The following is a 22,934-nucleotide window of genomic DNA, read 5'->3' as shown; positions in this document are numbered from 1 at the left end:
GGCGGCGGACTCGCCGCCGGCCGGGGTGCGCCCTGCGCGCTCGCTTTGACAAGTGAACCTTGCACAACAACCTGGAGGCGACGATGAAGATCCGGTATTTTCTGACGGCGTTGATGGTGCCGTTCGTCACATTGCTGACGCACGCGGCGATCACGGGGGTCAGTCCGATGACGACCCTCAACAACATGGCTTCGGCGGTCTCGGCGGCCGTGGCCGACCCGCTGCCCCTGCAGGGGCCGGGCCTGGGCAACCTCACCTACACCTCGGCGGAACTGTTCAAGCCGGTGTCGATGATCACCAGCCCGGCGCACCCGCTCGATCCGGCGCACAGCAGCGCCTACGAGTCGCGCGAGGTGCCGGCCACGTACCCGGGCCGCAAGGACTACGGCATGAACGCCGGCATCATGATCAACGGCTACTTCCTCACCTCGTTCGCACCCGACAGCGGCCTCGGCCCGGGCGGCTTCCTGCTGTACGACGTGTCGAACCCGCGCCAGATCCAGCTGGTCAAGAAGATCTACGAACCCGAGGCCCGCACCAAGGAGTTCCGCGAAACGCACTCCTTCGGCACCGCGAAGATCGGCGGCAAGACGTACGTGGTGCTGCCCAGCATCAACGGCGTCGAGTTCTGGGACTTCACCGACGTCAACGACATCAAGCAGGTCAAGAAGCTGGCGCTGCCCGGCGTCAACGGCGGCGACTACGAAGACGTGAGCTGGCAGCTCTGGTGGCAGGCGCCCTACCTGTACGTGGCATCGGCGGGCCGCGGCATCTTCATCGTCGATGCGCGCGACCCGGCCAACGCCGTGGTCGCCAACCGCGGTGCGGGCAAGCCCAACCCGGTGCCCACGGGCGAGCTCGGCAACTTCCGCGTCGGGCCGATCTTCACCATGGGCAACACCATGGTGCTGACCGCGATGGAAAGCAACGGCGGCTTCTCCAGCCTGGACATCTCCGACCCGCTGAACCCCAAGGTGCTCGACGCCATCGTCGGCACCACGCCGTTCTATTACGCCACCTGCTTCGACGGCAAGAACCTGCACGCCTCGGCCCGCAACAGCGGCGCGAAGATGTACAGCTACGACCTGAGCGACCGCACGCACTTCGTCGCGCAGGACAACCGGCTGGTCATCGACGAGCAGCTGTACTGCGCCACGCAGGACAACTACGTCATCCAGGGCGCGCAGACGCGCATCCACAAGGTCGACGTGAGCAATCCGCTGAACCACGTGGAGGTGGGCCGCGGCAGCATCCTGCGCGAGGACGACCCGAACTTCACGCACTCCGACAACGGCCAGGTCGCGATGTTCGGCAACCTGGTCTTCGTGGGCAACGACCACGGCTCGGGCAGCGGCTTCGTGGTGCATGCGGTGGACCCCGACATCACCAAGCCCGAGGTCAAGCAGGTCTCGCCGGCCAACGGCGCCAGGCAGCAGGCGCTGACATCGCGCATCGGCCTGGGCATGACCGACAACGTCCGGCCCGAGAGCGTGAACGCCAACACCTTCATCGTGCGCCCGGTGGGCGGCAACACGCTGGCCGGCACCTACAGCGTGCAGCTGGGCATCGTCAACTTCTCGCCCGACCTGCCGCTGTCGCCCGGCACCAGCTACGAGGTGTTCCTGCCCGCCAACGGCGTCAAGGACTATGCGGGCAATGCCATTGCCGCGGACTACCGGTCGACCTTCAACACCGGCAACGCGACCGACATCAACCTGATGCACTACTGGACGCTGGCGGGCAACCTCACCGACCAGATCGGCAACAACAGCGGCACGCCGGGCTCGGACGCGTTCGAGAGCATCGGCCTGAACTTCGCCAACCGCACCGCGGGCGTGCCGCTGAAGAACGATTCGGTGGCCACCGTGCTCGCCGGCACCGCCTCGCTGAGCTTCTACATGAAGACCACGCAGGCGGGCGGCGCCAACTCGTGGACCGCGCCCGGCATCTTCGGGCGCGACCAGGCCAGCGGCACGGACGACGTGTTCTGGGGCTGGATCGACGGCAGCGGGCGCATCAAGCTGTCGGTGGGCAACGAGGCCGGCACCACCTCCACCGCGGTGGTGAACGACGGCACGTGGCACCACGTGGTGCTGACGCGCGATGCGGCCTCCGGCGCGCAGACCGTGTACGTCGACGGCGTGAAGACCGCCTCCGCCGGGCTCACCGGCAACAAGGGCCTTGCGAACAAGTTCAGCGTGCTGGGCCAGATCCAGGGCAACGCGGCGCTCTTCAAGGGCGCGCTGGCGGAGGTGCGCGTGTACGGCCGCGTGCTCAACGACAGCGAAGTGGCCACGCTGCGCGGGCAGGCCATCATCGGCGACCCCGGCATCGGCGGCGGGCCGAAGGTCGTCAACGGCCAGCTGGTGTTCAACCCGGCCACGCTGGGCAGCGGCGGTGCGCAGTTCCGCTGGAACTTCGGCAACGGCACGCAGACGGCCTTCTCGAACCAGCCCAACTACACCTACACCTACACCAGCCCCGGCCACTACACCGTGACGCTGACGGTGAAGGACGCGAGCGGGCGCGAGACCTACCACACCTACAACGTGACCGTCATCGCGCCGGTCACGGCCACCGCGCCCACGCACACCACCAACATCGCGGGCGACGCCAACTCGGTGTACTCGGTCAACCCCGACAGCGGCACGGTGGCCGCCATCGACGCGCAGACCCTGGCCAAGCGCTGGGAGACGCGCGTGGGCGACGAGCCCAAGACGCTGGCCGTGGGACCCGACGGCCGCATCTGGGTGTCGGTGCACGGCGAGGACAAGCTGGTGGCGCTGAACGCGGCCGACGGCGCGATCTCGGCGAGCGTGTCGCTGGCCTACGGCAGCGGCCCCTACGGCGTGGTCTTCACGCCCGACGGCAGCAAGGGCCTGCTCACGCTGGAGAGCAAGTCGGCGCTGATGAGCTTCAACCCGGCCAACGGCAACGCCACCGGCACGGTCACGCTGCAGGGCGACGTGCGCGGCATCGCGGTGAGCGCCGACTCGCAGGTGGCCTACGTGACGCGCTTCAAGTCGAAGATGACCGGCGGGCAGCTGCACAAGGTGAACCTGCAGAGCCTGGGCGCCATCGGCACCATCGCGCTGCCGGTGGACACCACCACCGTGGACACCGAGAGCCGCGCGCGCGGCGTGGCCAACTACCTCAGCCAGGTGGTGATCTCGCCCGACGGCACGCGCGCCGTGCTGCCTTCGAAGAAGGACAACATCGTGCGCGGGCGCTTCCGCGACAACAAGGACCTGGTGCACGACCAGACGGTGCGCTCCATCCTGTCGCAGGTCGACCTGCAGCAGGCCAGCGAGAACTTCGGCGAGCAGATCGACTTCGACGACCGGGCGCCGGCGCGCGCGGCGCTGTTCTCTCCGGCGGGGGACTACATCTTCGTGGCGCAGATGGAGGGCAACCGCGTGGCGATCGTCGACACCTACACCCGCTCGGTGCGCGGCGAGATCAACGCCAGCAGCGCGCCGCACGGGCTGTACCTGGACGCGGCGCGCAAGCGGCTGTTCGTCAACAACTTCCTGGCGCGCTCGGTCACGGTGCACGACGTGGCGGCGGTGCTGACGGCCGAGACCAACGCCGCCACCTTCCTGCAGAACGTGCAGACGGTGGCCACCGAGCCCATGGCCGCGGCGGCGCTGCGCGGCAAGCAGGTGTTCTACAACGCCTCCGACCGGCGCATGAGCAAGGACAACTACCTGTCCTGCGCAAGCTGCCACGCGGACGGCGGCGACGACGGCATGGTGTGGGACTTCACCCAGCGCGGCGAAGGCCTGCGCCGCACCATCAGCCTGCAGGGGCGGCGCGGCACCAGCCACGGCAAGCTGCACTGGACGGCCAACTTCGACGAGGTGCAGGACTTCGAGAACGACATCCGCAACGAGTTCGGCGGCACCGGCTTCCTGAGCAACGCCGACTTCACGGCCACCGCCGATCCGCTGGGCGCGCCCAAGGCCGGCAAGAACGCGCAGCTGGACGACCTGGCCGCCTACCTGACCTCGCTGAACAAGTACATGCGCAGCCCGGCACGCGCCGCGGACGGCAACCTCAGCGTGGAGGCGGTGCGCGGGCAGACCGTGTTCGGCACGGCGCAGTGCGCCACCTGCCACACGGGCGGCACCCTGCGCGACGGGCTGCGGCACGACGTGGGCACGATCCAGCTCTCGTCGGGCAAGGGCAGCAACCAGCCGCTGGCGGGCGTGGGCTTCGACACGCCGACGCTGTCGGGCACGTGGAATGCGACCTCGTTCTTCCACAACGGCCAGGCAGCCACGCTGCAGGACGTGCTCAACAGCGGCCACGGCAACGCCAACGGCCTGCCGCCCGCGGACGTGGTGGCGCTGCGCGAGTACGTGCGCTCGCTGGACACGGCGCCGCCGTTCGTCGCGCGCCTGCGCTCCGAGCTCAGCGGCATGTGCGTGAACATCAAGGGCGGCGCCACGGCGAGCGGCACGACCGCGGTGCAGTGGCCTTGCGGCACCGCGAGCCACGAGAAGTTCACGGTGACGCCGATCCTCGGCGGCTACGTGCAGTTCGTGGCCGAGCACAGCGGGCTGTGCCTGGCGCAGAACGGCACGGCGACCACCAACGCGCCGGTGGTGCAGGTGGCCTGCTCGGCGGGCAACACGACGCAGTGGAGCGTGGTGGGCGGCGCGCTGAAGAACCGGGCCTCGGGCTCGTGCCTGGACGTGCCGAACAGCTCGACCACGCAGGACACGGCGCTCATCACCTGGACCTGCAACGGCGGCAACAACCAGAACTGGGCGCAGCTGCCCTGACGGCCGGCATCCGTTAGAAGCCGCCCAAAGCCGCCAGAGAGCCGCCCGAAAGCCGCCCGTTTCCACGGGCGGCTTTTTTTCGTCCGCGCTGCGCGCGCCCCATGACCTCCCACGTCATGGACCGCATGCACCGCATTTGGGAAAGTACCTCCATCGACCCATCAACCAACCAGGAGAAAACACCATGACCGGCTTCAACATCCTTCCCCTCGCAGTCGCCTTGCTGATCGGCGTCGCGGCCCTCGGCTCCTGCCTCGGCATCGGCCTGGTCGGCCAGAAGTTCCTGGAGAGCACCGCGCGCCAGCCCGAGCTGGTCGACACGCTGCAGACCAAGTTCTTCCTGGTGGCGGGCGTGACCGACGGCGCATTCATCATCGCCACCGGCATCGGCCTGTGGTTCGCGACGGCCAATCCTTTCGGCTGACGGAAGCCGGCTTCGGCACCACGAAGTGACACCTTGCACTGGCACCATTCGTGCTAGCACCGTTGACACCGAATTGTTTATGGTTAAAGTATTTAGCTATCAACGGTTCGATGTCGCCGGTGCCGCATGGAGCGGGGCCGGCGCTTCGTTTCATCCTTCCCTGCCGGAGAACCCATGAGCCACCTGTCCCCGAAGTCGCCCGCGCTGCCGCGCACCCTGCTCTCGCTGCTGCTGTGCGGCGCGGCCCTCGGTACCGCGGTGTCGGCCGTGGCCGCACCGGTCAAGGTGGGCTTGGCCCTCGATATTTCAGGGCCATTCGCCGCGCTGGGCGCCGAGGCGCGCGACGGCTTCGCGCTGGGCATCAAGCAGCTGGGCGGCAAGCTCGGCGGGCAGGACGTCGAGTTCGTGCAGGCCGACATGGCCGGCAGCCCCGACCAGGCCAAGCAGCTGGTCGACCGCATGATCCAGCGCGACAAGATCGACATCTTCAGCGGCCCCATCGGCTCCAACGTGGCGCTGGCCGTGGGCCCCACGCTGTTCAACGCCAAGGTGCCGTACCTGTCGGCCAACGCCGGCCCGAGCCAGTTCGCCGGCGCGCAGTGCAATGCCTATTTCTTCGGCACCGCCTACCAGAACGACCAGTTCCACGAGGCCGCCGGCAAGTTCGCGCAAGACCGCGCGTTCAAGAAGATCGTGCTGATCGCCCCCAACTACCCGGCCGGCAAGGACGCGCTGGGCGGTTTCAAGCGCCAGTTCAAGGGCCAGGTGGCCGACGAGCTCTACACCAAGCTCGGCCAGATCGACTACGCCGCCGAGCTCGCGCAACTGCGCGCGTCCAAGCCCGACTCGATCTACTTCTTCCTGCCCGGCGCGATGGGCATCAACTTCATCAAGCAGTTCGTGGGCGCGGGCCTGTCGAAGGACATCACGCTGGTGACCAGCGGCTTCTCGGCCGACGAGGACGTGATCGGCGCCGTGGGCGACCCGATGCTCGGCCTGTTCAACACCTCGCACTGGGCGCACGACCTGGACAACGCGGCCAACAAGTCCTTCGTGGCCGCGTTCCGCAAGGAATACAACGGCCGCTACCCGTCGGTGTACGCGGCGCAGGCCTACGACGCGATCCTCGCGATGGATGCGGCCGTGAAGCAATCGGGCGGCAACGCGCAGAACCGCGAGGCCGTGGTGGCCGCGCTGAAGAAGGCCAACTACGCCTCGACGCGCGGCAACTTCAAGTACGCGAACAACCATTACCCCATCGAGAACTTCTACCTGCGCGTGATCGGCAAGGACGCGCAGGGCAAGGTCACGAACAAGCTGATCAACACGGTGCTGACCAACTACGGCGACTCCTACGCCGAAAAGTGCCCGCTGAAGTAAGGCTCGCCCCCAGGCTCCGCGGCACTGCATGTCGCTTCTCCTTCCCCCTGCCGGGGGCAACACCCGAGGCCCGGCAAAGCCGGTTCCTCGGTGTTTCTTGAATCTCGCGTGGCCAAACTCCTTCTGATCCTATGAGTGGAATTCTTGTTCTCGAGCAGCTGCTCAACGGCCTGGGCTACGGCCTGATGCTGTTCCTGCTGGCCGCGGGGCTCACGCTGGTGTTCGGCATCATGGACGTGCTGAACCTCGCGCATGGCTCGCTCTTCATGGCCGGCGCCTACGTGGCGGCCGAGGCGCACACGCGCACCGGCTCGTTCACCGCGGCCATCGTCATCGCGGTGGCGGTCACGGTGGTGGTGGCGCTGCTGCTCGAAGTGCTGCTGATGCGCCGGCTCTACACGCGCGACCACCTCGCGCAGGTGCTCGCCACCTTCGGCGTGATCCTGGTGGCCGACGACATCGTGAAGATGATCTGGGGCCCCTCGCCGGTGATGGCACCGACACCGGCCGCGCTGTCGGGACCGGTCGAGCTCATGGACGGCCTGCCCTACCCGGCCTACCGCCTCGTCATTCTCGCGGGCGGCCTGCTGGTGGCGCTGGCGCTGTACCTGCTGGTGAACCACACGCGCATCGGCATGCGGGTGCGCGCGGGCGCGTCCGACCGGCCGATGGCCGAGCTCATGGGCGTGCGCGTGGGCCGCATCTTCAACGGCGTGTTCCTGCTGGGTGCGGCGCTGGCCGCGCTGGCCGGCGCGCTGATGGGGCCGATCGTCGCGGTGCAGGTCGGCATGGGCGAGGCCATCCTGATTCCGGCGCTGGTGGTGCTGGTGATCGGGGGCATCGGTTCGGTGCGCGGCGCCTTCGTGGCCGCACTGCTCGTGGGCGTGGTCGACACCGTCGGGCGCGCCTTCGTGCCGATGCTGCTGCGCGCCACGCTGCCGCCGGCCACCGCGGCCGACCTGGGCCCGCTGTTCGCCGAAGTCGCGATGTACGCGCTGATGGTGGTGGTCTTGATCTTCCGGCCCTCGGGGCTGTTCTCGGCGCGCGCATGAAGTCCTCTCTTCTTTCTTCACGCTACCTCGGCGTCGGCCTGCTCTTCGTGCTGCTCGCGGCGTTCCCGCTGGTGGCGCCGCTGTTCGGCCTGGAGTTCTACATCGGCTTCGTGCGGCGCGTGCTCATCGTGGCGCTGGCCGCGGCCAGCCTCAACTTCGTCCTGGGCTTCGGCGGCATGGTGGCGCTGGGGCATGCGGGCTTCATCGGCATGGGCGCGTACACGGTGGTGGCGCTCAGCGACGCGGGCGTCATGTCGGGCTGGATCCTGTGGCCCGCCGCGGCCATCGTCGCGGGGCTGGTGGCCGCGCTGATCGGCACGGTGGCGCTGCGCACGCGCGGCGTGTACTTCATCATGACCACGCTGGCCTTCGCGCAGATGCTGTACTTCGTCGTCGTGTCGCTGCGCAAGTACGGCGGCGACGACGGCTACACGCTCATGTCGCGGCCCACGCTGCTGCCGGGGCTGGACCTGGGCAACGAGTCGACCTTCTACTGGGTGGTGCTGGTGGTCGTGGCGCTGGCGCTGTGGTGGCTGCACCGCGCGACGCAATCGCGCTTCGGCCACGCGCTCATGGGCATCCGCGACAACGAGACGCGCATGCGCGCGCTGGGCTACCCGGTGTTTCGCCTGCAGCTGGTGGCGTTCGCCATCGCGGGCGCCATCGCGGGCCTGGCCGGCGCGCTGCTGGCCGGCGGCAACGGCTTCGTGAGCCCGGCCACCATGCACTGGACGCAGTCGGCCACGCTGCTGGTGATGGTGGTGATCGGCGGGCTCGGCCGCAGCTGGGGCGGGCCGGTGGGCGCCGTCGTCTGGCTGGTGCTCGAGGAGGCGCTGAAGCAGCACACCGAGCACTGGCACATGCCGCTGGGCCTGCTGCTGATCGCCGTCGCGCTGTGGGCGCCCAAGGGCCTGGCCGCCCTGTCCCGCCGCCGCAAGGCCGCCCTCACCCCGAGCAAGACGACACCATGAGCCTTTTCAGGATCGAAGGGTTGGTCAAGCGCTTCGGCGGCCTGCTGGCGACCGACCATGTGAACCTCACCGTGGAGCGCGGCGAAGTGCATGCGCTGATCGGGCCGAACGGCGCGGGCAAGACCACGCTGGTGAACCTGATCACCGGGCTGCTGAAGGCCGACGCCGGCCGCCTGCTGCTCGACGAGCGCGACATCACCGCGCTGAAGGACCACCAGCGCGTGGCCGCGGGCATGTCGCGCTGCTTCCAGGTGACGCGCGTGTTCCCCAAGGAAACCGTGCACGACAACCTGATGCTCGCGGCGCAGGCCCATGCGGGCAGCAGCCTGCGCTTCATGGCGCCGCGCGCGAAAGAGCGCGACCTGGTCGACCGCGCCGTGGCGCTGGCCGAGCGCGTGGGCCTGACCAGCGAGCGCGAACGCATTGCCGGCACGCTGCCGCACGGCGCACAGCGCGCGCTCGACGTGGCGCTGGCGCTGGCGGCCGAACCCAAGCTGCTGCTGCTGGACGAACCGATGGCCGGCATGGGCCCCGACGAATCGGCGCGCATGGTGGCGCTGATCGAATCGCTGCGCGCGTCGATGGCCATCCTGCTGATCGAGCACGACATGGACGCGGTGTTCCGCCTGGCCAACCGCCTCACGGTGCTGGTGCAGGGCAAGGTGCTGATGAGCGGCACGGCCGACGAAGTGCGGGGTCACCCCGACGTACAGGCCGTCTACCTGGGCACCGAAGCGGAAGGCCACTCATGAGCGCAGCCACCACATTGCTCGAAGCGAAATCCATCGAGGCCGGCTACGGCGCCAGCCAGGTGCTGTTCGGCATCGACGTCGACATCCGCCCCGGCGAGGTGCTGGCCCTGCTGGGCCGCAACGGCATGGGCAAGAGCACGCTGCTGAAGGTGCTGACGGGCACGCTCTCGCCGATGCGCGGCAGCGTGCACTTCGGCGGCGCGGCCATCGGCGGCCACAAGCCCGACGCCATTGCGCGGCGCGGCGTGGCCATCGTGCCCGAGGGCCGGCACGTGTTCCCCAACCTCAGCGTGGACGAGCACCTGCGCGCCTTCGCGCGGCCGCGCCCGGGCAGCGCGCCGCGCTGGACCGTCGAGGCGCTGTACGGGCTGTTCCCGCGCCTCGCGGAGCGCAAGGCCAACGCGGGCAACCAGCTCTCGGGCGGCGAGCAGCAGATGCTGGCCATTGCGCGCGCGCTCTCCACGCACCCGCGCCTGCTGATCCTCGACGAAGCCACCGAGGGCCTGGCCCCGGTGATCCGCGAGGAGATCTGGAACTGCATCGCCACGCTCAAGGCCGAGGGCGAGGCGATCCTGGTGGTCGACAAGTACGTGCAGCGCCTGCTGCCGCTGGCCAACCGGCATGTGATCCTGGAACGCGGGCGCGTGGTGTGGCAAGGCGACTCGGCCGCGCTGGACGCCGACCGCTCGCTGTGGACGCGCTACCTGGGCGTCTAGGCCCCATCCCGACGGTCTAGGCTGCGCCAACCGCCGCGGCGTGCCGCGCACCCGCGGTGCGCAGCGCCAGCACCAGGACCACCGCGGCGCAGGCCGCGATGCCCGCCACCATCGGCAGCGGCTTGCCGTTGGCGAACGGCGCAACGAGCGCCACCATCACCGCGCCGCCCGCGAAGTTCATCGTGCCGATCAGGGCCGACGCGGTGCCCGCGAGCGCCGCATGCCCTTCCATCGCCAGCACGAAGGTCGCGGGCACGATCAGCCCGTTGAGGCCGTAGCCCACCATCAGCAGCAGCACCAGCACCGCGAGCCGGTCGACACCTGCCAGCGTCAGCACCAGCAGTGCCCCGACCGCCGCGGCCTGCACCATGACCGCCGTGCGCAGCACGCGCCGGATGCCGAAGCGCGCCACCAGCCAGCCATTGACCTGCGACAGCGCCAGCAGCGACACCGCGTTGAGCGCGAACAGCACCGCATACAGCCGCGGCGACACGCCGAAATGCGCGCTCATCACAAAGGGCGAATTGGCCACGTACACGAAGAAGCCCGAAACAGTGAACGACGCCATGAAGGCCAGCGTCATGAAGTGGCGGTCGCGCAGCAGCACGCCGTAGCCGGCCATCGCGCTGCGCAGGTTGCTCGACAGGCGCGCCGCCGCGGGCCGCGTCTCGGGCAGGAAGACCAGCAGCATCGCCAGCCCCGCGAGCCCCAGCGCGGCAACCACGCCGAACACCGCGCGCCAGCCCACCGATTCGGCCACGACGCTGCCGACCAGCGGCGCAAGAATCGGCGACACGCTGTAGACCATGAGCAGCAGCGACATCATGCGTGCCGCCTCGGGGCCGGTGTACAGGTCGCGCACCACGGCGCGCGGCGTGACCATGCAGGCGCAGGCGCCGAGCCCCTGCAGAAAGCGCAGCGCAATCAGCACGCCGACGCTCGGCGCCAGCGCGCAGCCGATGCTGGCCAGCATGAACAGCACAAGCCCCGCGACCATCGGCCGCCGTCGCCCGAACATGTCCGACAGCGGCCCCGCCACCAGCTGGCCGGCGCCGACCGCGATGAAGAAGGCCATCAGGCTGGCCTGCATCGCATGCGGGTCGGCGCCCAGCGCATGCCCGATGGCGGGCAGCGCCGGCAGGTACATGTCGATGGCGAAAGGGCCGATCGTGGTGAGCAGGCCCAACACGATGGCGTAGCGGGAAACTTGAGCGTTCGAGGAGGACATGCGCCCATGGTCGCGCTTCGGGCTGAATGATTGAATAATCAACAGCCCGCTTTTCTTCTTCATTCGTACAAAAACCATGGACCCCTTGTCCGATGTGCTGTCGATGCTCACGGTGAGCAGCACGCTGTCGTCGCGCTTCGAGGCGCGCGGCCGCTGGGCATTTCGCTACCCGCGCTACGCCTCGCACATCAAGCTGGGCTGCGTGCTCACGGGCCGGCTGCGCATGCAGATCGACGGCGCCGCCGAGCCGGTGCAACTGGAAACGGGCGACTTCTACCTGCTGACCAACGGCCAGCCTTTCATGGCGTGCACCGACCCGCCGGGCCCGCTGCAGGACGGCGTGCAGGCCAGCCGCGACCACCGGGGCGCCGACGGCGTGATGCGCTTCCGGGGCCAAGGCGCCGAAGTCGACGCCTCGCTCATCACCATGGCCACCGGCCGCTTCACGCTCGCCGGCGAAGCGAGCGAGCTGCTGCTGCGCCACCTGCCGCCATTGATCCACCTGCGCGCCAACGACCCCGGCGCGCGCCCGCTCGAAGGCCTGCTCGACCTGCTGGGCTGGGAAACGGCCGAGCTGCGGCCCGGCGCATCGATCGCGCGAACGAACCTGGCCGCGCTGGTGCTGGTGCAGGCGCTGCGCGTGCACCTGGCGAACGCGCCGCAGCCCGAAGGCTGGCTCGGGGCGATGGCCGATGCGCGCATCGGCGAGGCGCTGTCCCGCATGCACGGCGACATCGCGCAGCCGTGGACCGTGGAGCGCCTGGCGCAGTCGGCCGGCATGTCGCGCACGGCCTTCGCGCTGCGCTTCAAGGCGCTGACGGGATCGACGCCGCTCGACTACCTGGGCGGCTGGCGCATGACGGTGGCGCGCAACGCGCTGCGCCACAGCGACGAGGCCATTGCGCGCATTGCGCAGCGCATCGGCTACCAGTCGGAGACGGCGTTCAGCGCGGCGTTCCGGCGCACGGTGGGAGAAAGCCCGGGGCGCTTTCGCACGCTGGCGCGCGCGCGGCAGGACACCGCGAGCACCGCGGCGACCTGACGCAGCTCAGTCGGGCGCGGCGTCGAGCTGCAGCACCAGGTCGCGGCTGGCCTGGTTCATGCCGATGACGTCCACCGCGCTGCCGTGCTTGCGCAGCCGCCCGACCACCTTCTTCAGCGCGGCCACGGCCGTCACGTCCCAGAAATGCGCCTGCGAGACGTCGATGCGCACCGGCGCGCCGTCGATCTCGCGCACGTCGAAGGCGTCCACCAGCATGTCGGCCGACGCGAAGAACACCTGGCCGCTCACTCTGTAGACGCGTGTGCCGTCGTCTTCCTGCGCCGCCTGCACGTGCAGCAGCCGCGCCACCTTGAAGGTGAAGAACACGCCGCTGAGCATCACGCCCGTGGCCACGCCGGCCGCGAGGTTGTCGGTGGCCACGGTGACGGCCACCGTGGCGAGCATCACGGCGCTGGACATGCGCGGGTGCCGCACCATCGCGCGCAGCGAACCCCAGTCGAAGGTCGAGGCCGACACCATCACCATGATGGCGACCAGCGCCGCCACCGGCACCTGCGACACCCAGGGCTTGAGCAGCACCATGAGGATCAGCAGGAACGCGCCCGCGAACAGCGTCGACAGCCGCCCGCGCCCGCCGTAGCGCACGTTGCTCACGGTCTGGCCGATCATTCCGCAGCCGGCGATGCCGCCGAAGAAGCTGGCCGCCACGTTGGCCACGCCGAGGCCGCTGCACTCGCGGTTCTTCGAGCTCGGCGTGTCGGTGAGCTCGTCGACCACGCTGGCCGTCATCATCGATTCGAGCAGGCCGACCATCGCGATGGCGAACGCCGGCAGCGCAATGATGCGCAGCGTGTCCAGCGTCAGCGGCACGTCGGGCAGCGCGAAGGCCGGCAGCGCACCGGGCAGTTGCCCCAGGTCGGCCACCGTCTTCAGCGGCAGGTCCAGCCAGTGGCCCGCGAGCGTGACCACCACGATGCACACCAGCGGCGACGGCACCGCCGTGGTGAGGCGCGGCAGCAGGTAGATGACGGCCAGCCCGAGCCCGACCATGGCCCAGGTCGCGGTGTTGGCGCCGATGAAGTGCGGCATCTGCGCCGCGAAGATCAGGATGGCCAGCGCATTGACGAAGCCCGTGCGCACCGACGACGACACGAAGCGCATCAGCACGCCCAGGCGCAGCAGGCCGAACACGATCTGCATGGCGCCCGCGAGCACACCGGCCGCCAGCAGGTACGGCAGGCCGTGCGCATGCACCAGCGGCGCGGCCACCAGCGCCACCGAGCCGGCCGCGGCCGACACCATGGCCGGGCGCCCGCCCGTGAAGGCGATGACGATGCCGATGACGAAGGAGGCGAACAGCCCCACCGCCGGATCGACGCCGGCCACGAATGCGAAGGCGATGACTTCGGGAATGAGCGCGAAGGTGGCGACGGCGCCGGCCATCAGCTCGCGGGGAATGCTCGGGCACCACTCGGTGCGCAGGCGGCTGTGTGGGGAAGACATGAGGAAAAAGGAAAGCAGCCCGCATGCCGCATCGGTGGATGTGCGGCAGTGCGAGGCGGGAGGCAGGACGGCGGGGCCGGCGCGCGGCCCCACGGAGGTTGCGGCGGCCGGGGCCGCCGCGCGTCACTGCGCCCGCGTCAAGGAGGCGTCGGCCGCGAGCAGCCCGACTGCCGGCGGCGAATGGGAAAGCGGGGCATCCTCGGGCACATGGGCCGCGATTGTAGGCAGCGGCCTTTTCCTGCGCCCGTTGTCAGGCTTCAGACCGCGCGCGTGATGCCGCCATCCACGCGCAGGTTCTGACCCGTGATGTAGCCCGCGCCCTCCGACGCGAGGAAGCCGATGACCGCCGCGATCTCGCTGCTCTTGCCGTAGCGGCCCATCGGAATGCGCGAGCGGAACTCGGCCTTCTCGGGCAGGCTGTCGATGAAGCCGGGCAGCACGTTGTTCATGCGCACGTTCTGCGCGGCGTACTTGTCGGCGAAGAGCTTGGTGAAGGCCGCCAGCCCCGCGCGGAACACGCCCGAGGTGGGAAACACCGGGTCGGGCTCGAAGGCGGCGAAGGTCGAGATGTTGATGATCGTGCCGCCGCCCTGCTGCACCATCAGCGGCGCCACCAGCCGCGCGGGGCGCACCGCGCTCAGCAGGTACACGTCCATGCCGCGGTGCCAGTCCTCGTCGGTGATGTCCAGGATGGGTGCGCGCGGGCCGTGGCCGGCGCTGTTGACCAGCACGTCGACGCGGCCCCACTGGCGCACGACGTCGTCCACCAGCCGCTTCACGTCCTCGTTCGACTGGTTCGAGCCGGTCACGCCGATGCCGCCGAGCTCGGCGGCCAGCGCCTCGCCCTTGCCCGAGGACGACAGGATGGCCACGCGAAAACCATCTTCCGCGAGTTTGCGCGCCGCGGCCGCGCCCATACCGCTGCCGCCGGCGGTGACGATGGCTACCTTCTGATCTGACATGGGGAGTTCCTTGGTTGCGATGAACCCCCGAATTTAGCCAGGCCGGGCCCCCGCCCGCGCGGCCATGGCTATTCGCCGATCTCCCAGCGCGGCTTCACGGGGAAGGCTTCGGCGTGCGGCCGCTCGAAGCGCAGGAGCTCCTCGTCCATCCGGTCCTGCGGGATCAGCGAGGGCACCGGCTCGGGCCGCGCGCGCGGGCCGGCCTTGTAGGGCCGCTGTTCGATCGGCAGGCGGCTCAGGGCCTGCAGCCAGGCCGCGGTGCCTGCGTCCATGAAGGCCGATACGGCGGCCACGTCGGCGACGACGCGTTCGGCCATCTCTTCTTCCGACAGGTCGGACTCCTCGAGCCAGCTCATGTCGGCGAAGGTCTGCAGGAATTTCGCGCAGACGAAGTCGGAGAACGACGCATGTTCGATGCGGCTCTCCTCGGCGTCGTGCCACACGAAGGCCACGCCCACGGTGTCACCGCCGCCGGTGCCGGTGCCGGTGCCGTCCAGCGGCATCAGGCAGTAGGCGTCGCCCGCGCCCGACTGCGCGAAGGGCAGGAAGCGGCGGCCGTCCTGCCACTTCGCGTCGAGCCATTCGTCGACGGTGCCGGCCGCCTCGGCGGCGTCGATCCATTCGAAGTCGCTGAAGCTGGCCAGCGCGGGCGGGCCGCCGGCCAGCAGCTGCGCGAGCAGCGGCGGAATCTCGATGCCGGTGCGGCGCGACAGGTCGTCGAAACTCATCCCACTCACTCCGCTCACTCCGCTCATTCCATCCACCTCGCTCAGACCGAGGGCATCGTCGCCTGCATCGACGCGCGCTGGTTGAACGCGTCGAACCACTTCGCGCTGTTCGGCGCCTCGGCGCGCCAGTTCACGTCGGGGAAGCGGAAGTCCATGTAGCCCAGCGCGCAGCCGAACGCGATGGTGCCGATGTCCACGCGCTCGCCGAACGACGGCGCCGCCGTCTCCAGCCATTCGAGGCCGGTGCGCACCTTGGCCAGCTGGCCGTCGGTCCAGTCGGCCCAGCGCAGCTCTTCGGGGCGCAGCACGTTCTCGTAGCGCGCGAGCAGCGCGGCGCCGGTCATGCCGTCGGCCAGCGCGAGCTCGCTCAGGCGCGACCAGCGCGCGGCGCCGTCGGCCGGGAACAGCTTGCCGCCGTGCGTGGCGTCCAGGTATTCGCAGATCACGCGGCTGTCGAACAGCACCTGGCCGTCACCGGTGAGGAAGGTCGGCACCTGGCCGAGCGGGTTCTTCGGAATGATGGTCGCGTCGCGCTTCACCGGGCCGGCCGCGCTGGGCAGCTTCTCGATGCGCTCGGCCACGCCGAGTTCGTGCGCCACGACCATGCACTTGCGCACGAAGGGGGATGCGGGGGAAAAGAAGATTTGCATGAAGAGCTTTTCGTTCGGAAGACGGGGTTCAGACGTTGGCGTGGGTGTTCGCGGTCACAGGGGCGCTTGCATCGGTGTTCACGTTGGCGTTCGGGCCGTGGGCCAGGTGCATGCCGGCCACCCAGCCGAAGGTTAGCGCAGGGCCGAGCGTGATGCCCGGCGCAGGATACTCGCCGCCCATGACCGAGTGCATGTCGTTGCCGGCCACATAGAGCCCGGCGATGGGCGCGCCCTGCGCGTCGAGCGCGCGCGCGTTGCCGTCGGCGCGGATGCCCAGCGCGGTGCCGATGTCGCCGGGGTACACCTTCACGCCATAGAACGGCCCCTGCCGCACCGGCGCAAGGCAGGCGTTGGGCTGGTGCTCCGGGTCGCCGAGGTAGCGGTTGTAGGCGTCGCCGCCCTTGCCGAACGCCGGGTCCTGCCCCTGCGCGGCGAGCGGGTTGTACGTGGCCACGGTGCGCGCGAGGCCGGCGGCGTCCACGCCCGCCTGCTTCGCGAGGCCTTCGAGCGTGTCGGCACGGTAGAGATAGCCGGCGCGCACCAGGTGCTCGCGCGAGCGGCCGCCGGGCAGCGCGAGGCCCAGGCCCCACTTCTCCATGAAGGGGCTGTCGCACACCAGCAGCGCCGGAATGCTCGCGGCCTGGCCGTTCGCGCGGTACATGCCGCGCACGAACTCGTGGTACGAGGTCGACTCGTTGACGAAGCGCTCGCCGCGCGCATCGACCGCAATCAGCCCGGGCTTCGCGCGGTCCCACACCAGGTGCGGATAGCGCAGCACGCTGCCGTCGGGCCGCGTGAGCATCGACACCGGCGCCCACAGCGCCGGCCCCGCGTGCCCCGTGCCGAGCACGCCACCGGCCTGCTGCGCGATCGCGATGCCTTCGCCCACGTTGTCCTGCGGCGACATCGAATACGGCCCGGTCGGCGCCGGATAGTGCTGCCCGCGCATCGCCGCGTTCCAAGGGAAGCCGCCGGTCGCGATCACCACGCCGCGCCGCGCCTGCACGGTGAGCGCCTTGCCGTCGCGGCGCAGCTGCACGCCCGTGACCTTGCCGCTCGCGTCCTTCTCCAGGCCGAGCGCCGGCGTGTCGAGCCAGAACGGAATGCCCTGCTGCAGCATGCTGTGAAAGAGCCGCCCCGCCAGTGCATTGCCCAGCAGCAGCCGCGTGCCGCGGTGATGGCCGCCGAGCCGGTCGCCCGCGTAGCGCAGCACCATCTTCACGCCGTGCTTCCACGACGCGAACGAGCGCCACACGCCCAGCAGATGCTTCACGTCGGTCATGTTGACCATCATCCCGCCGAGCACGCAGAACTCGGGCAGCGGATCGCGCAGGGTCTTGAAGTACGCGCCCAGCAGCCGGCCGTCGAACTCGATCGGGTCGAGCGAGCGCCCGCCCATGGCCGCGCCCGCGCGGTCGGGGTAGTAGTCGGGCGAGTAGGTGCGCGCGGCCAGCTTCACGTCGGTGCGCTCGCGCAGGTAGCGCAGCGCTTGCGGGCCCGCGTCGAGGAAGGCGTGGCGCAGCTCCTCGTCGCCGGCCGCGCCCACCGTGTGGTGCAGGTAGGTCAGCGCCTTCTCGCGCGTGTCGGGGTGGCCGGCCGCCTCGGCCTGGTCGTTCAGCGGCACCCACACCGCGCCACCCGAGATCGCGGTCGAGCCGCCGATGCGGTCGGTCTTCTCGACCACCAGCACGTCCAGGCCCTCGAGCTTCGCGGTGAGGGCGGCGCTGAGCCCGCCCGCGCCGCTGCCGATGACGACGACGTCGTACGCGGTCTTTTCCTGTGGCTGAGCCATCACGACCCCGAGCCGCCGAGCGACTTGCCGCCGTCGACGAAGAGCACCTGCCCGGTCACGAAGCAGGTGGCGGGCGACGCGAAGAACACCACCGCGTTGGCGATGTCTTCCGGCGTGCCGGCCGCGCCCGTGGGCTGCAGCGCAAGCTGCGCGGCCAGCCGCTCGGGCGACAGCGCGCGCAGCAGCGGCGTGTCGATGAGCCCCGGCGCAATGGCGTTGACCATGATGCCGCGCGCGGCCAGCTCCATGGCGCTGGCGCGCGTGTAGCCCACCAGCGCGGCCTTCGAGGCCACGTAGTGCGCGTGGTTCTTCGCGCCCAGGTAGGCGCGCGAGGCGATGTTCACGATGCGCGCGCCGTTCGCCATCTTGCGCGCGGCCTCCTGCGTGAGCGTGGCCACGGCCAGCAGGTTCACCTCGTACATGCGGCGGAAGTCGGCCGAGCTCACGTCGAGGAAGGCGCGCTCGTCGAAGATGCCCGCGTTGTTGACCAGCGCCGTGAGCGGCGGCAGCGCCTGCACCATGGCGCGCACCGCGGCCTCGTCGGTGAGGTCGATGGCGCGGCATTCAACGTCGAGGCCCGCGGCGCGCAGCGCCTGCGTCTCGCGCTCGGCGAGTTCGCCGTTGTAGTCGGCCATGACCACGCGCCAGCCGTCGCGCGCCATGCGCTCGACGATGGCGCGGCCCATGCCGCTGGCGCCGCCGGTGACGAGCGCGATCCGTTTGTCTTCACTGCTGTTGTTCATGGTTGTTCCGTTGAAGCGCGGTGCTCAGACCGCCAGGTAGCCGCCGTCGACCGGCAGCACCACGCCGTTGACGTAGCTGGCCATCGAGGACGCGAGAAAGACGACCGGCCCGGCGATCTCGTCGGCCTCGCCGTGGCGCTTGACGGGCACGCGGCTCAGGTACCAGTCGGTGCCGTGCTCGGTCTCGCGCTGGCCCGCCGTCATGTCGGTCATCATGAGGCCCGGCGCCACCGCGTTCACGCGCACGCCGTAGGGCGCCAGGTCGCGCGCCAGCACCTGCGTGAGCGACCGCACGCCGCCCTTGGCCACCACGTAGCCGGCCGACGAGATGCCCGCGCCGAAGGCCACGATGGACGACAGGTTCACGATGTTCCCCTGCGTGCGCTTGAGCGCCGGCACGAAGGACTGCGTGACGTTGAACACGCCCTGCAGGTTGACCGACATCACGCGGTCCCAGGCCTCGCGCGCGCCAGGCTCGTCGAACTTCGAACGCTGCGAGATGCCCGCGTTGTTCACCAGGATGTCGATGTCGCCGTGCGACGCCGCAACGCGCGCGGCGAGCGCATCGACCGCCGCCGCGTCGCTCACGTCGACGCTCTCGGCGTCGGCGCGCCCGCCCGCTTCGCGGATCGACGCGGCCACCTGCTGCGCGACGCCGAGGTCGCGGTCCACCACCAGCACGCGGGCGCCTTCGCTGGCCATGCGGCGCGCGATGGCCTCGCCCAGGCCGCGCGCGGCGCCGGTGACGAGCGAGAGTTTGTCTTGAAGAAGCATGAAAGATTCCTTCGTTGAAGCGGCGTCTGACGCTTGAATCAGACGCCGAGGTAGGCGCGGCGCACGGCCTCGTCGCTGGCGAGCCGCGCGGCGGGGCCGTGCAGCGAGATCTCGCCGTTCTCCAGGATGTAGCCGTAGCTGGCCACCGCCAGCGCGAGCTGCACGTTCTGCTCGACCAGCAGGATGGTGATCTTCTGTTCGCGGTGCAGCCGCTCGATGATTCCGAACATCTGCTCCACCAGCAGCGGCGACAGGCCCATCGAGGGTTCGTCGAACAGCATCACGCGCGGCCTGGCCATCACGGCCCGGCCGATGGCCAGCATCTGCTGCTCGCCGCCCGAGAGCGTGGCCGCCATCTGGCCCTGGCGCTCCTTCAGGCGCGGGAACATCGCGTACACCGCCTCCAGGTCGTTGCGAATGCCCGCGCGGTCGCGCCGCAGGTAGGCGCCCAGGTCGAGGTTCTCGCGCACGCTCATGTCGCGAAACACCTGGCGGCCTTCGGGCACCTGCACGATGCCGCGCTTGACCAGCGCGTCGGAGCCGAGCCGGTCGATGCGCTCGCCGCCGAGCCGCACCTCGCCCTCGGTGCAGTCCACCAGGTTGGAGATGCAGTTCAGCGTGGTGGTCTTGCCCGCGCCGTTGCTGCCGAGCAGCGCGACGATCTCGCCCTCGGGCACGTCGACCGACACGTTGCACAGCGCCTGGATGCGGCCGTACGCGGCCGAGATGGCGCGCAGGGACAACAGTGCTTCAGCCATGCGCGGCTCCCATCGCGTTTGCATTTGCGTTTGCGTTTGCTTTTCCCTTGCCCAGGTAGGCCTCGATGACACGCGCATTGCTGCCGATTTCCGAAGGCGTGCCCTCGGCGATCTTCTCGCCGAAGGCCATCACGGTGATGCGGTCCGAGATGGACATCACCAGCTGCATCACGTGCTCCACCAGCAGCACGGTGATGCCGTCGCGCGCCACCAGCTCCTTCAGCAGCCGGTCGAGGCTTTCGATCTCGCGGTTGCGCAGGCCGGCCGCGGGCTCGTCGAGCAGCAGCAGCTTGGGCTTGATGGCCAGTGCACGTGCCAGCTCCAGCAGCTTCTGGCGGCCGAAGTCGAGGTCGCGCGCGGGCTGGTGGCGCTCGTCGGCCAGGCCCACGCGCTCCAGCAGGTGCAGCGCGAAGTCTTCGGTCTCGCGGTCGGGCCGGCGCAGCAGCCGCCCCAGCGTGTTGGCGCCGCGCGAGTGGGTGCCCAGCAGCACGTTCTCCAGCACCGACAGCTCGGCGAACAGCTCCAGGTTCTGGAAGGTGCGCGCGATGCCCAGCGAAGCCATGCGGTGCGGCGACACGCGCGTGAGCTCCTGGCCTTCGAAGGTGACGCTGCCGCTGCTGGGCGTGTAGAAGCGCGAGATGCAGTTGAAGGTGGTCGACTTGCCCGCGCCGTTGGGCCCGATGAGCGCATGGATGCGGCCCTGTTCCACCTGGAACGAGAGGCCGTTCACCGCCTTCAGGCCGCCGAACACCACGCTGATGTCGCGCACGTCGAGGAATGCGGTCGCGCTCATGCGGGTTTTCCTTCGGCGGTCGAAGCCACGGTGACGGAGGTCGAACGCTGCGCCTTGCGCCGCGCCACGAACAGCGAGGCCATGCCCTTGGGCAGGAACATCATGAAGAGCATGAGGATGCCGCCGTAGATGATTTCCTGGTACGACGGGGCCTGGCGCAGCAGCTCCGACGCCAGCCCGAACACGATGGCGCCGGCCACCGCGCCGCGCACCGAGCCGAGGCCGCCCACCACCACCATCGTGAGGATCAGGATGGTGGTCTGGAAGCCCAGGCTCTCGGGATGGATGAACGAGGTGAACAGCGTGTACATGCCGCCCGCCACGCCCGCGAAGGCGGCCGACAGCACGAAGGCCGTGACCTTCACCGTGCGCGTGTTCACGCCCATGGCCACCGCCGCCACGTCGCTCTCGCGCACCGCGCGGAACGACGAGCCCAGCCGCGAGCGCGCGAGCGCCACGGTCAGCCACAGCATCAGCGCCGCGATGGCCACCACGAAGGGATAGGCCTGCAGGTCGTTCAGCAGCTGGTAGCCGCCGAGCGACGCCGGCTTCATCTGCAACCCGTTCGAGCCGTTGGTGACGGACTCCCAGTTCAGGAACACCCACTGCATGGCCTCGCCGAAGGCGAAGGTGGCCAGCGCCAGGTAGATGTCGCGCATGCGCAGCGCCAGCAGCCCGATGACCCAGCCCAGCGCGGCCGACAGCACCGCGCCCGCGAGGATGGAGACGAAGAACGGCGGCTGCCAGTGGTTGTTGATGAGGCCGGCGGTGTAGATGCCGATGCCGAAGAAGGCCGCGTGCGACAGCGCGAACTGCCCCGTCTCGCCGATGACCAGGTGCATGCCCAGCGCGAGCACCGAGAACACCATCAGCAGGTTGACCACGTACAGCACGTAGCCGCTGGTGGTGAAGGGCAGCACCGCGAGCACCACGGCCATGCCGAGCAGCACGGCGCGGTCCCACCACGGGGAAGCGGCGGAGGAAGCCATGGGGGAGGAAACCGACGACGGCGTGCTCATACCTTCTTCACCTGGGGCTTGCCGCCCAGCAGCCCTTGCGGACGCACCAGCAGCACCACCATGATCGCCACGAAGGGCGCCACCACGATGGCATTGGACGAAATGAAAAGCCCCACCAGGTTCTCGACGATGCCGATGATGAAGCCGCCGACCACCGCGCCCGGCAGGCTGGTGAAGCCGCCCACGATGGCCGCCGCGTAGGCCAGGATCGCGATGTGGCCGATGTCGGGCGTGATGAGGATCTTGGGCGTGATGAGCAGCGCCGAGATGGCCGAGATGACGCCCGTGAGCGCCCAGATCTTCATGCGGATGGTGCCCAGCTTCACGCCCACGATCTGCGCGCCGCGCGGGTTCATGCCCACCGCGCGCATGGCCTGGCCGGTGCGGGTGCGCGTGAACATCAGGTACAGCAGCACCATCACCACCACGGCCGAGCCGAAGATGGCCAGGTCGAGCAGCGTGAGCGAGGCCTGGCCGATCATGATCGGGTCCTGCGGCACCAGCGAGGGCAGCGAACGCGGCGTGTCGCCCAGGCCGGTCTTGCGCACCAGGCCCTTGAGCAGGTACGCGAAGCCCAGCGTGGCGATGACCAGCTGCACGCCCACGCCGCGCGAGGCGGTCACGCGCTGCATCACCACGCGCTGGAACGCCGCGGCCAGCAGTGCGGTGACCACGATGCTCGCGAGCACCGCGGCCCAGTAGGGCCAGCCCCACACCACCAGCGGGAAGAGCGCGGCGTAGCCGCCGGCCATGAAGATTTCGCCTTGCGAGAAGTTCGGCACGTCGGTGGTCTTGAAGACCATGACGATCGCCACCGCGAGCAGCGCGTAGACGCTGCCCGTGACGATGCCGGACAGCACGCCCTGCTGCACGAAAAGCCAGATGTCGGAGAGGCTCAT

The 22,934-nt window shown here is 69.7% G+C and carries 20 protein-coding genes; 8 read left to right on the top strand and 12 right to left on the bottom strand.

Annotation, left to right across the window (positions count from 1 at the left end):
- Window positions 1–83 precede the first annotated feature (83 nt).
- From BM004_RS15245 to BM004_RS15215, 7 genes are all read left to right on the top strand, one after another.
- Window positions 84–4,787 carry a LamG-like jellyroll fold domain-containing protein gene (locus BM004_RS15245; protein WP_093214978.1) on the top strand — a complete coding sequence of 1,568 codons (4,704 nt, stop codon included), beginning with the start codon at window positions 84–86 and terminating at the stop codon, window positions 4,785–4,787.
- 184 nt (window positions 4,788–4,971) lie between these two features.
- Window positions 4,972–5,211: a F0F1 ATP synthase subunit C gene (atpE, locus tag BM004_RS15240; RefSeq protein WP_012745530.1), complete on the top strand. Its 240-nt coding sequence runs from the start codon at window positions 4,972–4,974 to the stop codon at window positions 5,209–5,211.
- A gap of 174 nt (window positions 5,212–5,385) precedes the next feature.
- Complete coding sequence (locus BM004_RS15235; RefSeq protein ID WP_093127473.1) at window positions 5,386–6,591, top strand: ABC transporter substrate-binding protein; 1,206 nt, start codon at window positions 5,386–5,388, stop codon at window positions 6,589–6,591.
- Window positions 6,592–6,722: 131 nt separating this feature from the next.
- Complete coding sequence (locus tag BM004_RS15230; protein WP_093127476.1) at window positions 6,723–7,643, top strand: branched-chain amino acid ABC transporter permease; 921 nt, start codon at window positions 6,723–6,725, stop codon at window positions 7,641–7,643.
- Window positions 7,640–8,614, top strand: coding sequence for a branched-chain amino acid ABC transporter permease (locus BM004_RS15225; protein WP_093127479.1), 975 nt, complete (start codon window positions 7,640–7,642; stop codon window positions 8,612–8,614). The genes BM004_RS15230 and BM004_RS15225 overlap by 4 nt, the downstream gene beginning before the upstream one ends.
- Window positions 8,611–9,366 (top strand): ABC transporter ATP-binding protein, encoded by a 756-nt coding sequence (locus tag BM004_RS15220; RefSeq protein WP_093214522.1) that lies wholly within the window; start codon window positions 8,611–8,613, stop codon window positions 9,364–9,366. Before BM004_RS15225 ends, BM004_RS15220 begins: the two co-directional genes overlap by 4 nt.
- Window positions 9,363–10,082, top strand: a complete 720-nt coding sequence (locus BM004_RS15215; RefSeq protein WP_093127484.1) for an ABC transporter ATP-binding protein — start codon at window positions 9,363–9,365, stop codon at window positions 10,080–10,082. Before BM004_RS15220 ends, BM004_RS15215 begins: the two co-directional genes overlap by 4 nt.
- Window positions 10,083–10,098: 16 nt before the next feature.
- Here the strand turns inward: BM004_RS15215 and BM004_RS15210 are convergent, their stop codons facing one another.
- Window positions 10,099–11,310: a multidrug effflux MFS transporter gene (locus tag BM004_RS15210; RefSeq protein ID WP_093214520.1), complete on the bottom strand. Its 1,212-nt coding sequence runs from the start codon at window positions 11,308–11,310 to the stop codon at window positions 10,099–10,101.
- A 76-nt stretch (window positions 11,311–11,386) separates the two neighbouring features.
- On the opposite strand from BM004_RS15210, the gene BM004_RS15205 reads away from it, so the two are divergent.
- On the top strand, window positions 11,387–12,352 hold the full coding sequence (locus tag BM004_RS15205) for an AraC family transcriptional regulator (RefSeq protein ID WP_093214517.1): 966 nt from the start codon (window positions 11,387–11,389) through the stop codon (window positions 12,350–12,352).
- Window positions 12,353–12,358: 6 nt separating this feature from the next.
- Here BM004_RS15205 and BM004_RS15200 read toward each other — a convergent pair whose 3' ends face one another.
- The 11 genes from BM004_RS15200 to BM004_RS15150 form a co-directional block, all read right to left on the bottom strand.
- Complete coding sequence (locus BM004_RS15200) at window positions 12,359–13,816, bottom strand: SulP family inorganic anion transporter (RefSeq protein WP_093214513.1); 1,458 nt, start codon at window positions 13,814–13,816, stop codon at window positions 12,359–12,361.
- A gap of 257 nt (window positions 13,817–14,073) precedes the next feature.
- Window positions 14,074–14,778, bottom strand: a complete 705-nt coding sequence (locus tag BM004_RS15195; protein WP_093214510.1) for an SDR family oxidoreductase — start codon at window positions 14,776–14,778, stop codon at window positions 14,074–14,076.
- 68 nt (window positions 14,779–14,846) lie between these two features.
- Window positions 14,847–15,506: an SMI1/KNR4 family protein gene (locus BM004_RS15190; RefSeq protein ID WP_093214508.1), complete on the bottom strand. Its 660-nt coding sequence runs from the start codon at window positions 15,504–15,506 to the stop codon at window positions 14,847–14,849.
- A 41-nt stretch (window positions 15,507–15,547) separates the two neighbouring features.
- The gene (locus BM004_RS15185; RefSeq protein WP_093214506.1) at window positions 15,548–16,156 is read right to left on the bottom strand and encodes a glutathione S-transferase; all 609 of its coding nucleotides are present in this window, start codon (window positions 16,154–16,156) and stop codon (window positions 15,548–15,550) included.
- 28 nt (window positions 16,157–16,184) lie between these two features.
- The gene (locus BM004_RS15180) at window positions 16,185–17,948 is read right to left on the bottom strand and encodes an FAD-dependent oxidoreductase (protein WP_093214974.1); all 1,764 of its coding nucleotides are present in this window, start codon (window positions 17,946–17,948) and stop codon (window positions 16,185–16,187) included.
- On the bottom strand, window positions 17,948–18,691 hold the full coding sequence (locus BM004_RS15175; RefSeq protein ID WP_093127506.1) for an SDR family NAD(P)-dependent oxidoreductase: 744 nt from the start codon (window positions 18,689–18,691) through the stop codon (window positions 17,948–17,950). Before BM004_RS15175 ends, BM004_RS15180 begins: the two co-directional genes overlap by 1 nt.
- A gap of 24 nt (window positions 18,692–18,715) precedes the next feature.
- The gene (locus BM004_RS15170) at window positions 18,716–19,465 is read right to left on the bottom strand and encodes an SDR family NAD(P)-dependent oxidoreductase (RefSeq protein ID WP_093214503.1); all 750 of its coding nucleotides are present in this window, start codon (window positions 19,463–19,465) and stop codon (window positions 18,716–18,718) included.
- A gap of 38 nt (window positions 19,466–19,503) precedes the next feature.
- Window positions 19,504–20,223 carry an ABC transporter ATP-binding protein gene (locus BM004_RS15165; RefSeq protein WP_093214501.1) on the bottom strand — a complete coding sequence of 240 codons (720 nt, stop codon included), beginning with the start codon at window positions 20,221–20,223 and terminating at the stop codon, window positions 19,504–19,506.
- Entirely contained in the window at window positions 20,216–21,016 is an 801-nt protein-coding gene (locus tag BM004_RS15160) for an ABC transporter ATP-binding protein (protein ID WP_093214499.1), read from the bottom strand. The genes BM004_RS15165 and BM004_RS15160 overlap by 8 nt, the downstream gene beginning before the upstream one ends.
- The gene (locus BM004_RS15155; RefSeq protein ID WP_093214495.1) at window positions 21,013–22,005 is read right to left on the bottom strand and encodes a branched-chain amino acid ABC transporter permease; all 993 of its coding nucleotides are present in this window, start codon (window positions 22,003–22,005) and stop codon (window positions 21,013–21,015) included. The genes BM004_RS15160 and BM004_RS15155 overlap by 4 nt, the downstream gene beginning before the upstream one ends.
- A 26-nt stretch (window positions 22,006–22,031) precedes the next feature.
- Window positions 22,032–22,934 carry a branched-chain amino acid ABC transporter permease gene (locus BM004_RS15150; protein ID WP_081270710.1) on the bottom strand — a complete coding sequence of 301 codons (903 nt, stop codon included), beginning with the start codon at window positions 22,932–22,934 and terminating at the stop codon, window positions 22,032–22,034.

This window comes from Variovorax sp. OK212, assembly GCF_900112425.1.
Classification (GTDB): Bacteria; Pseudomonadota; Gammaproteobacteria; order Burkholderiales; family Burkholderiaceae_C; genus Variovorax.
This window is presented reverse-complemented; position numbering and strand designations above follow the sequence as displayed.

Excerpts from the sequence above, each read along its gene's own strand:
- BM004_RS15245 (WP_093214978.1), top strand. The coding sequence starts at position 84 with ATGAAGATCCGGTATTTTCTGACGGCGTTGATGGTGCCGTTCGTCACA.
- atpE (WP_012745530.1), top strand. The coding sequence starts at position 4,972 with ATGACCGGCTTCAACATCCTTCCCCTCGCAGTCGCCTTGCTGATCGGC.
- BM004_RS15235 (WP_093127473.1), top strand. The coding sequence starts at position 5,386 with ATGAGCCACCTGTCCCCGAAGTCGCCCGCGCTGCCGCGCACCCTGCTC.
- BM004_RS15230 (WP_093127476.1), top strand. The coding sequence starts at position 6,723 with ATGAGTGGAATTCTTGTTCTCGAGCAGCTGCTCAACGGCCTGGGCTAC.
- BM004_RS15225 (WP_093127479.1), top strand. The coding sequence starts at position 7,640 with ATGAAGTCCTCTCTTCTTTCTTCACGCTACCTCGGCGTCGGCCTGCTC.
- BM004_RS15220 (WP_093214522.1), top strand. The coding sequence starts at position 8,611 with ATGAGCCTTTTCAGGATCGAAGGGTTGGTCAAGCGCTTCGGCGGCCTG.
- BM004_RS15215 (WP_093127484.1), top strand. The coding sequence starts at position 9,363 with ATGAGCGCAGCCACCACATTGCTCGAAGCGAAATCCATCGAGGCCGGC.
- BM004_RS15210 (WP_093214520.1), bottom strand. The coding sequence starts at position 11,310 with ATGTCCTCCTCGAACGCTCAAGTTTCCCGCTACGCCATCGTGTTGGGC.
- BM004_RS15205 (WP_093214517.1), top strand. The coding sequence starts at position 11,387 with ATGGACCCCTTGTCCGATGTGCTGTCGATGCTCACGGTGAGCAGCACG.
- BM004_RS15200 (WP_093214513.1), bottom strand. The coding sequence starts at position 13,816 with ATGTCTTCCCCACACAGCCGCCTGCGCACCGAGTGGTGCCCGAGCATT.
- BM004_RS15195 (WP_093214510.1), bottom strand. The coding sequence starts at position 14,778 with ATGTCAGATCAGAAGGTAGCCATCGTCACCGCCGGCGGCAGCGGTATG.
- BM004_RS15190 (WP_093214508.1), bottom strand. The coding sequence starts at position 15,506 with ATGAGTTTCGACGACCTGTCGCGCCGCACCGGCATCGAGATTCCGCCG.
- BM004_RS15185 (WP_093214506.1), bottom strand. The coding sequence starts at position 16,156 with ATGCAAATCTTCTTTTCCCCCGCATCCCCCTTCGTGCGCAAGTGCATG.
- BM004_RS15180 (WP_093214974.1), bottom strand. The coding sequence starts at position 17,948 with ATGGCTCAGCCACAGGAAAAGACCGCGTACGACGTCGTCGTCATCGGC.
- BM004_RS15175 (WP_093127506.1), bottom strand. The coding sequence starts at position 18,691 with ATGAACAACAGCAGTGAAGACAAACGGATCGCGCTCGTCACCGGCGGC.
- BM004_RS15170 (WP_093214503.1), bottom strand. The coding sequence starts at position 19,465 with ATGCTTCTTCAAGACAAACTCTCGCTCGTCACCGGCGCCGCGCGCGGC.
- BM004_RS15165 (WP_093214501.1), bottom strand. The coding sequence starts at position 20,223 with ATGGCTGAAGCACTGTTGTCCCTGCGCGCCATCTCGGCCGCGTACGGC.
- BM004_RS15160 (WP_093214499.1), bottom strand. The coding sequence starts at position 21,016 with ATGAGCGCGACCGCATTCCTCGACGTGCGCGACATCAGCGTGGTGTTC.
- BM004_RS15155 (WP_093214495.1), bottom strand. The coding sequence starts at position 22,005 with ATGGCTTCCTCCGCCGCTTCCCCGTGGTGGGACCGCGCCGTGCTGCTC.
- BM004_RS15150 (WP_081270710.1), bottom strand. The coding sequence starts at position 22,934 with ATGAGCCTCTCCGACATCTGGCTTTTCGTGCAGCAGGGCGTGCTGTCC.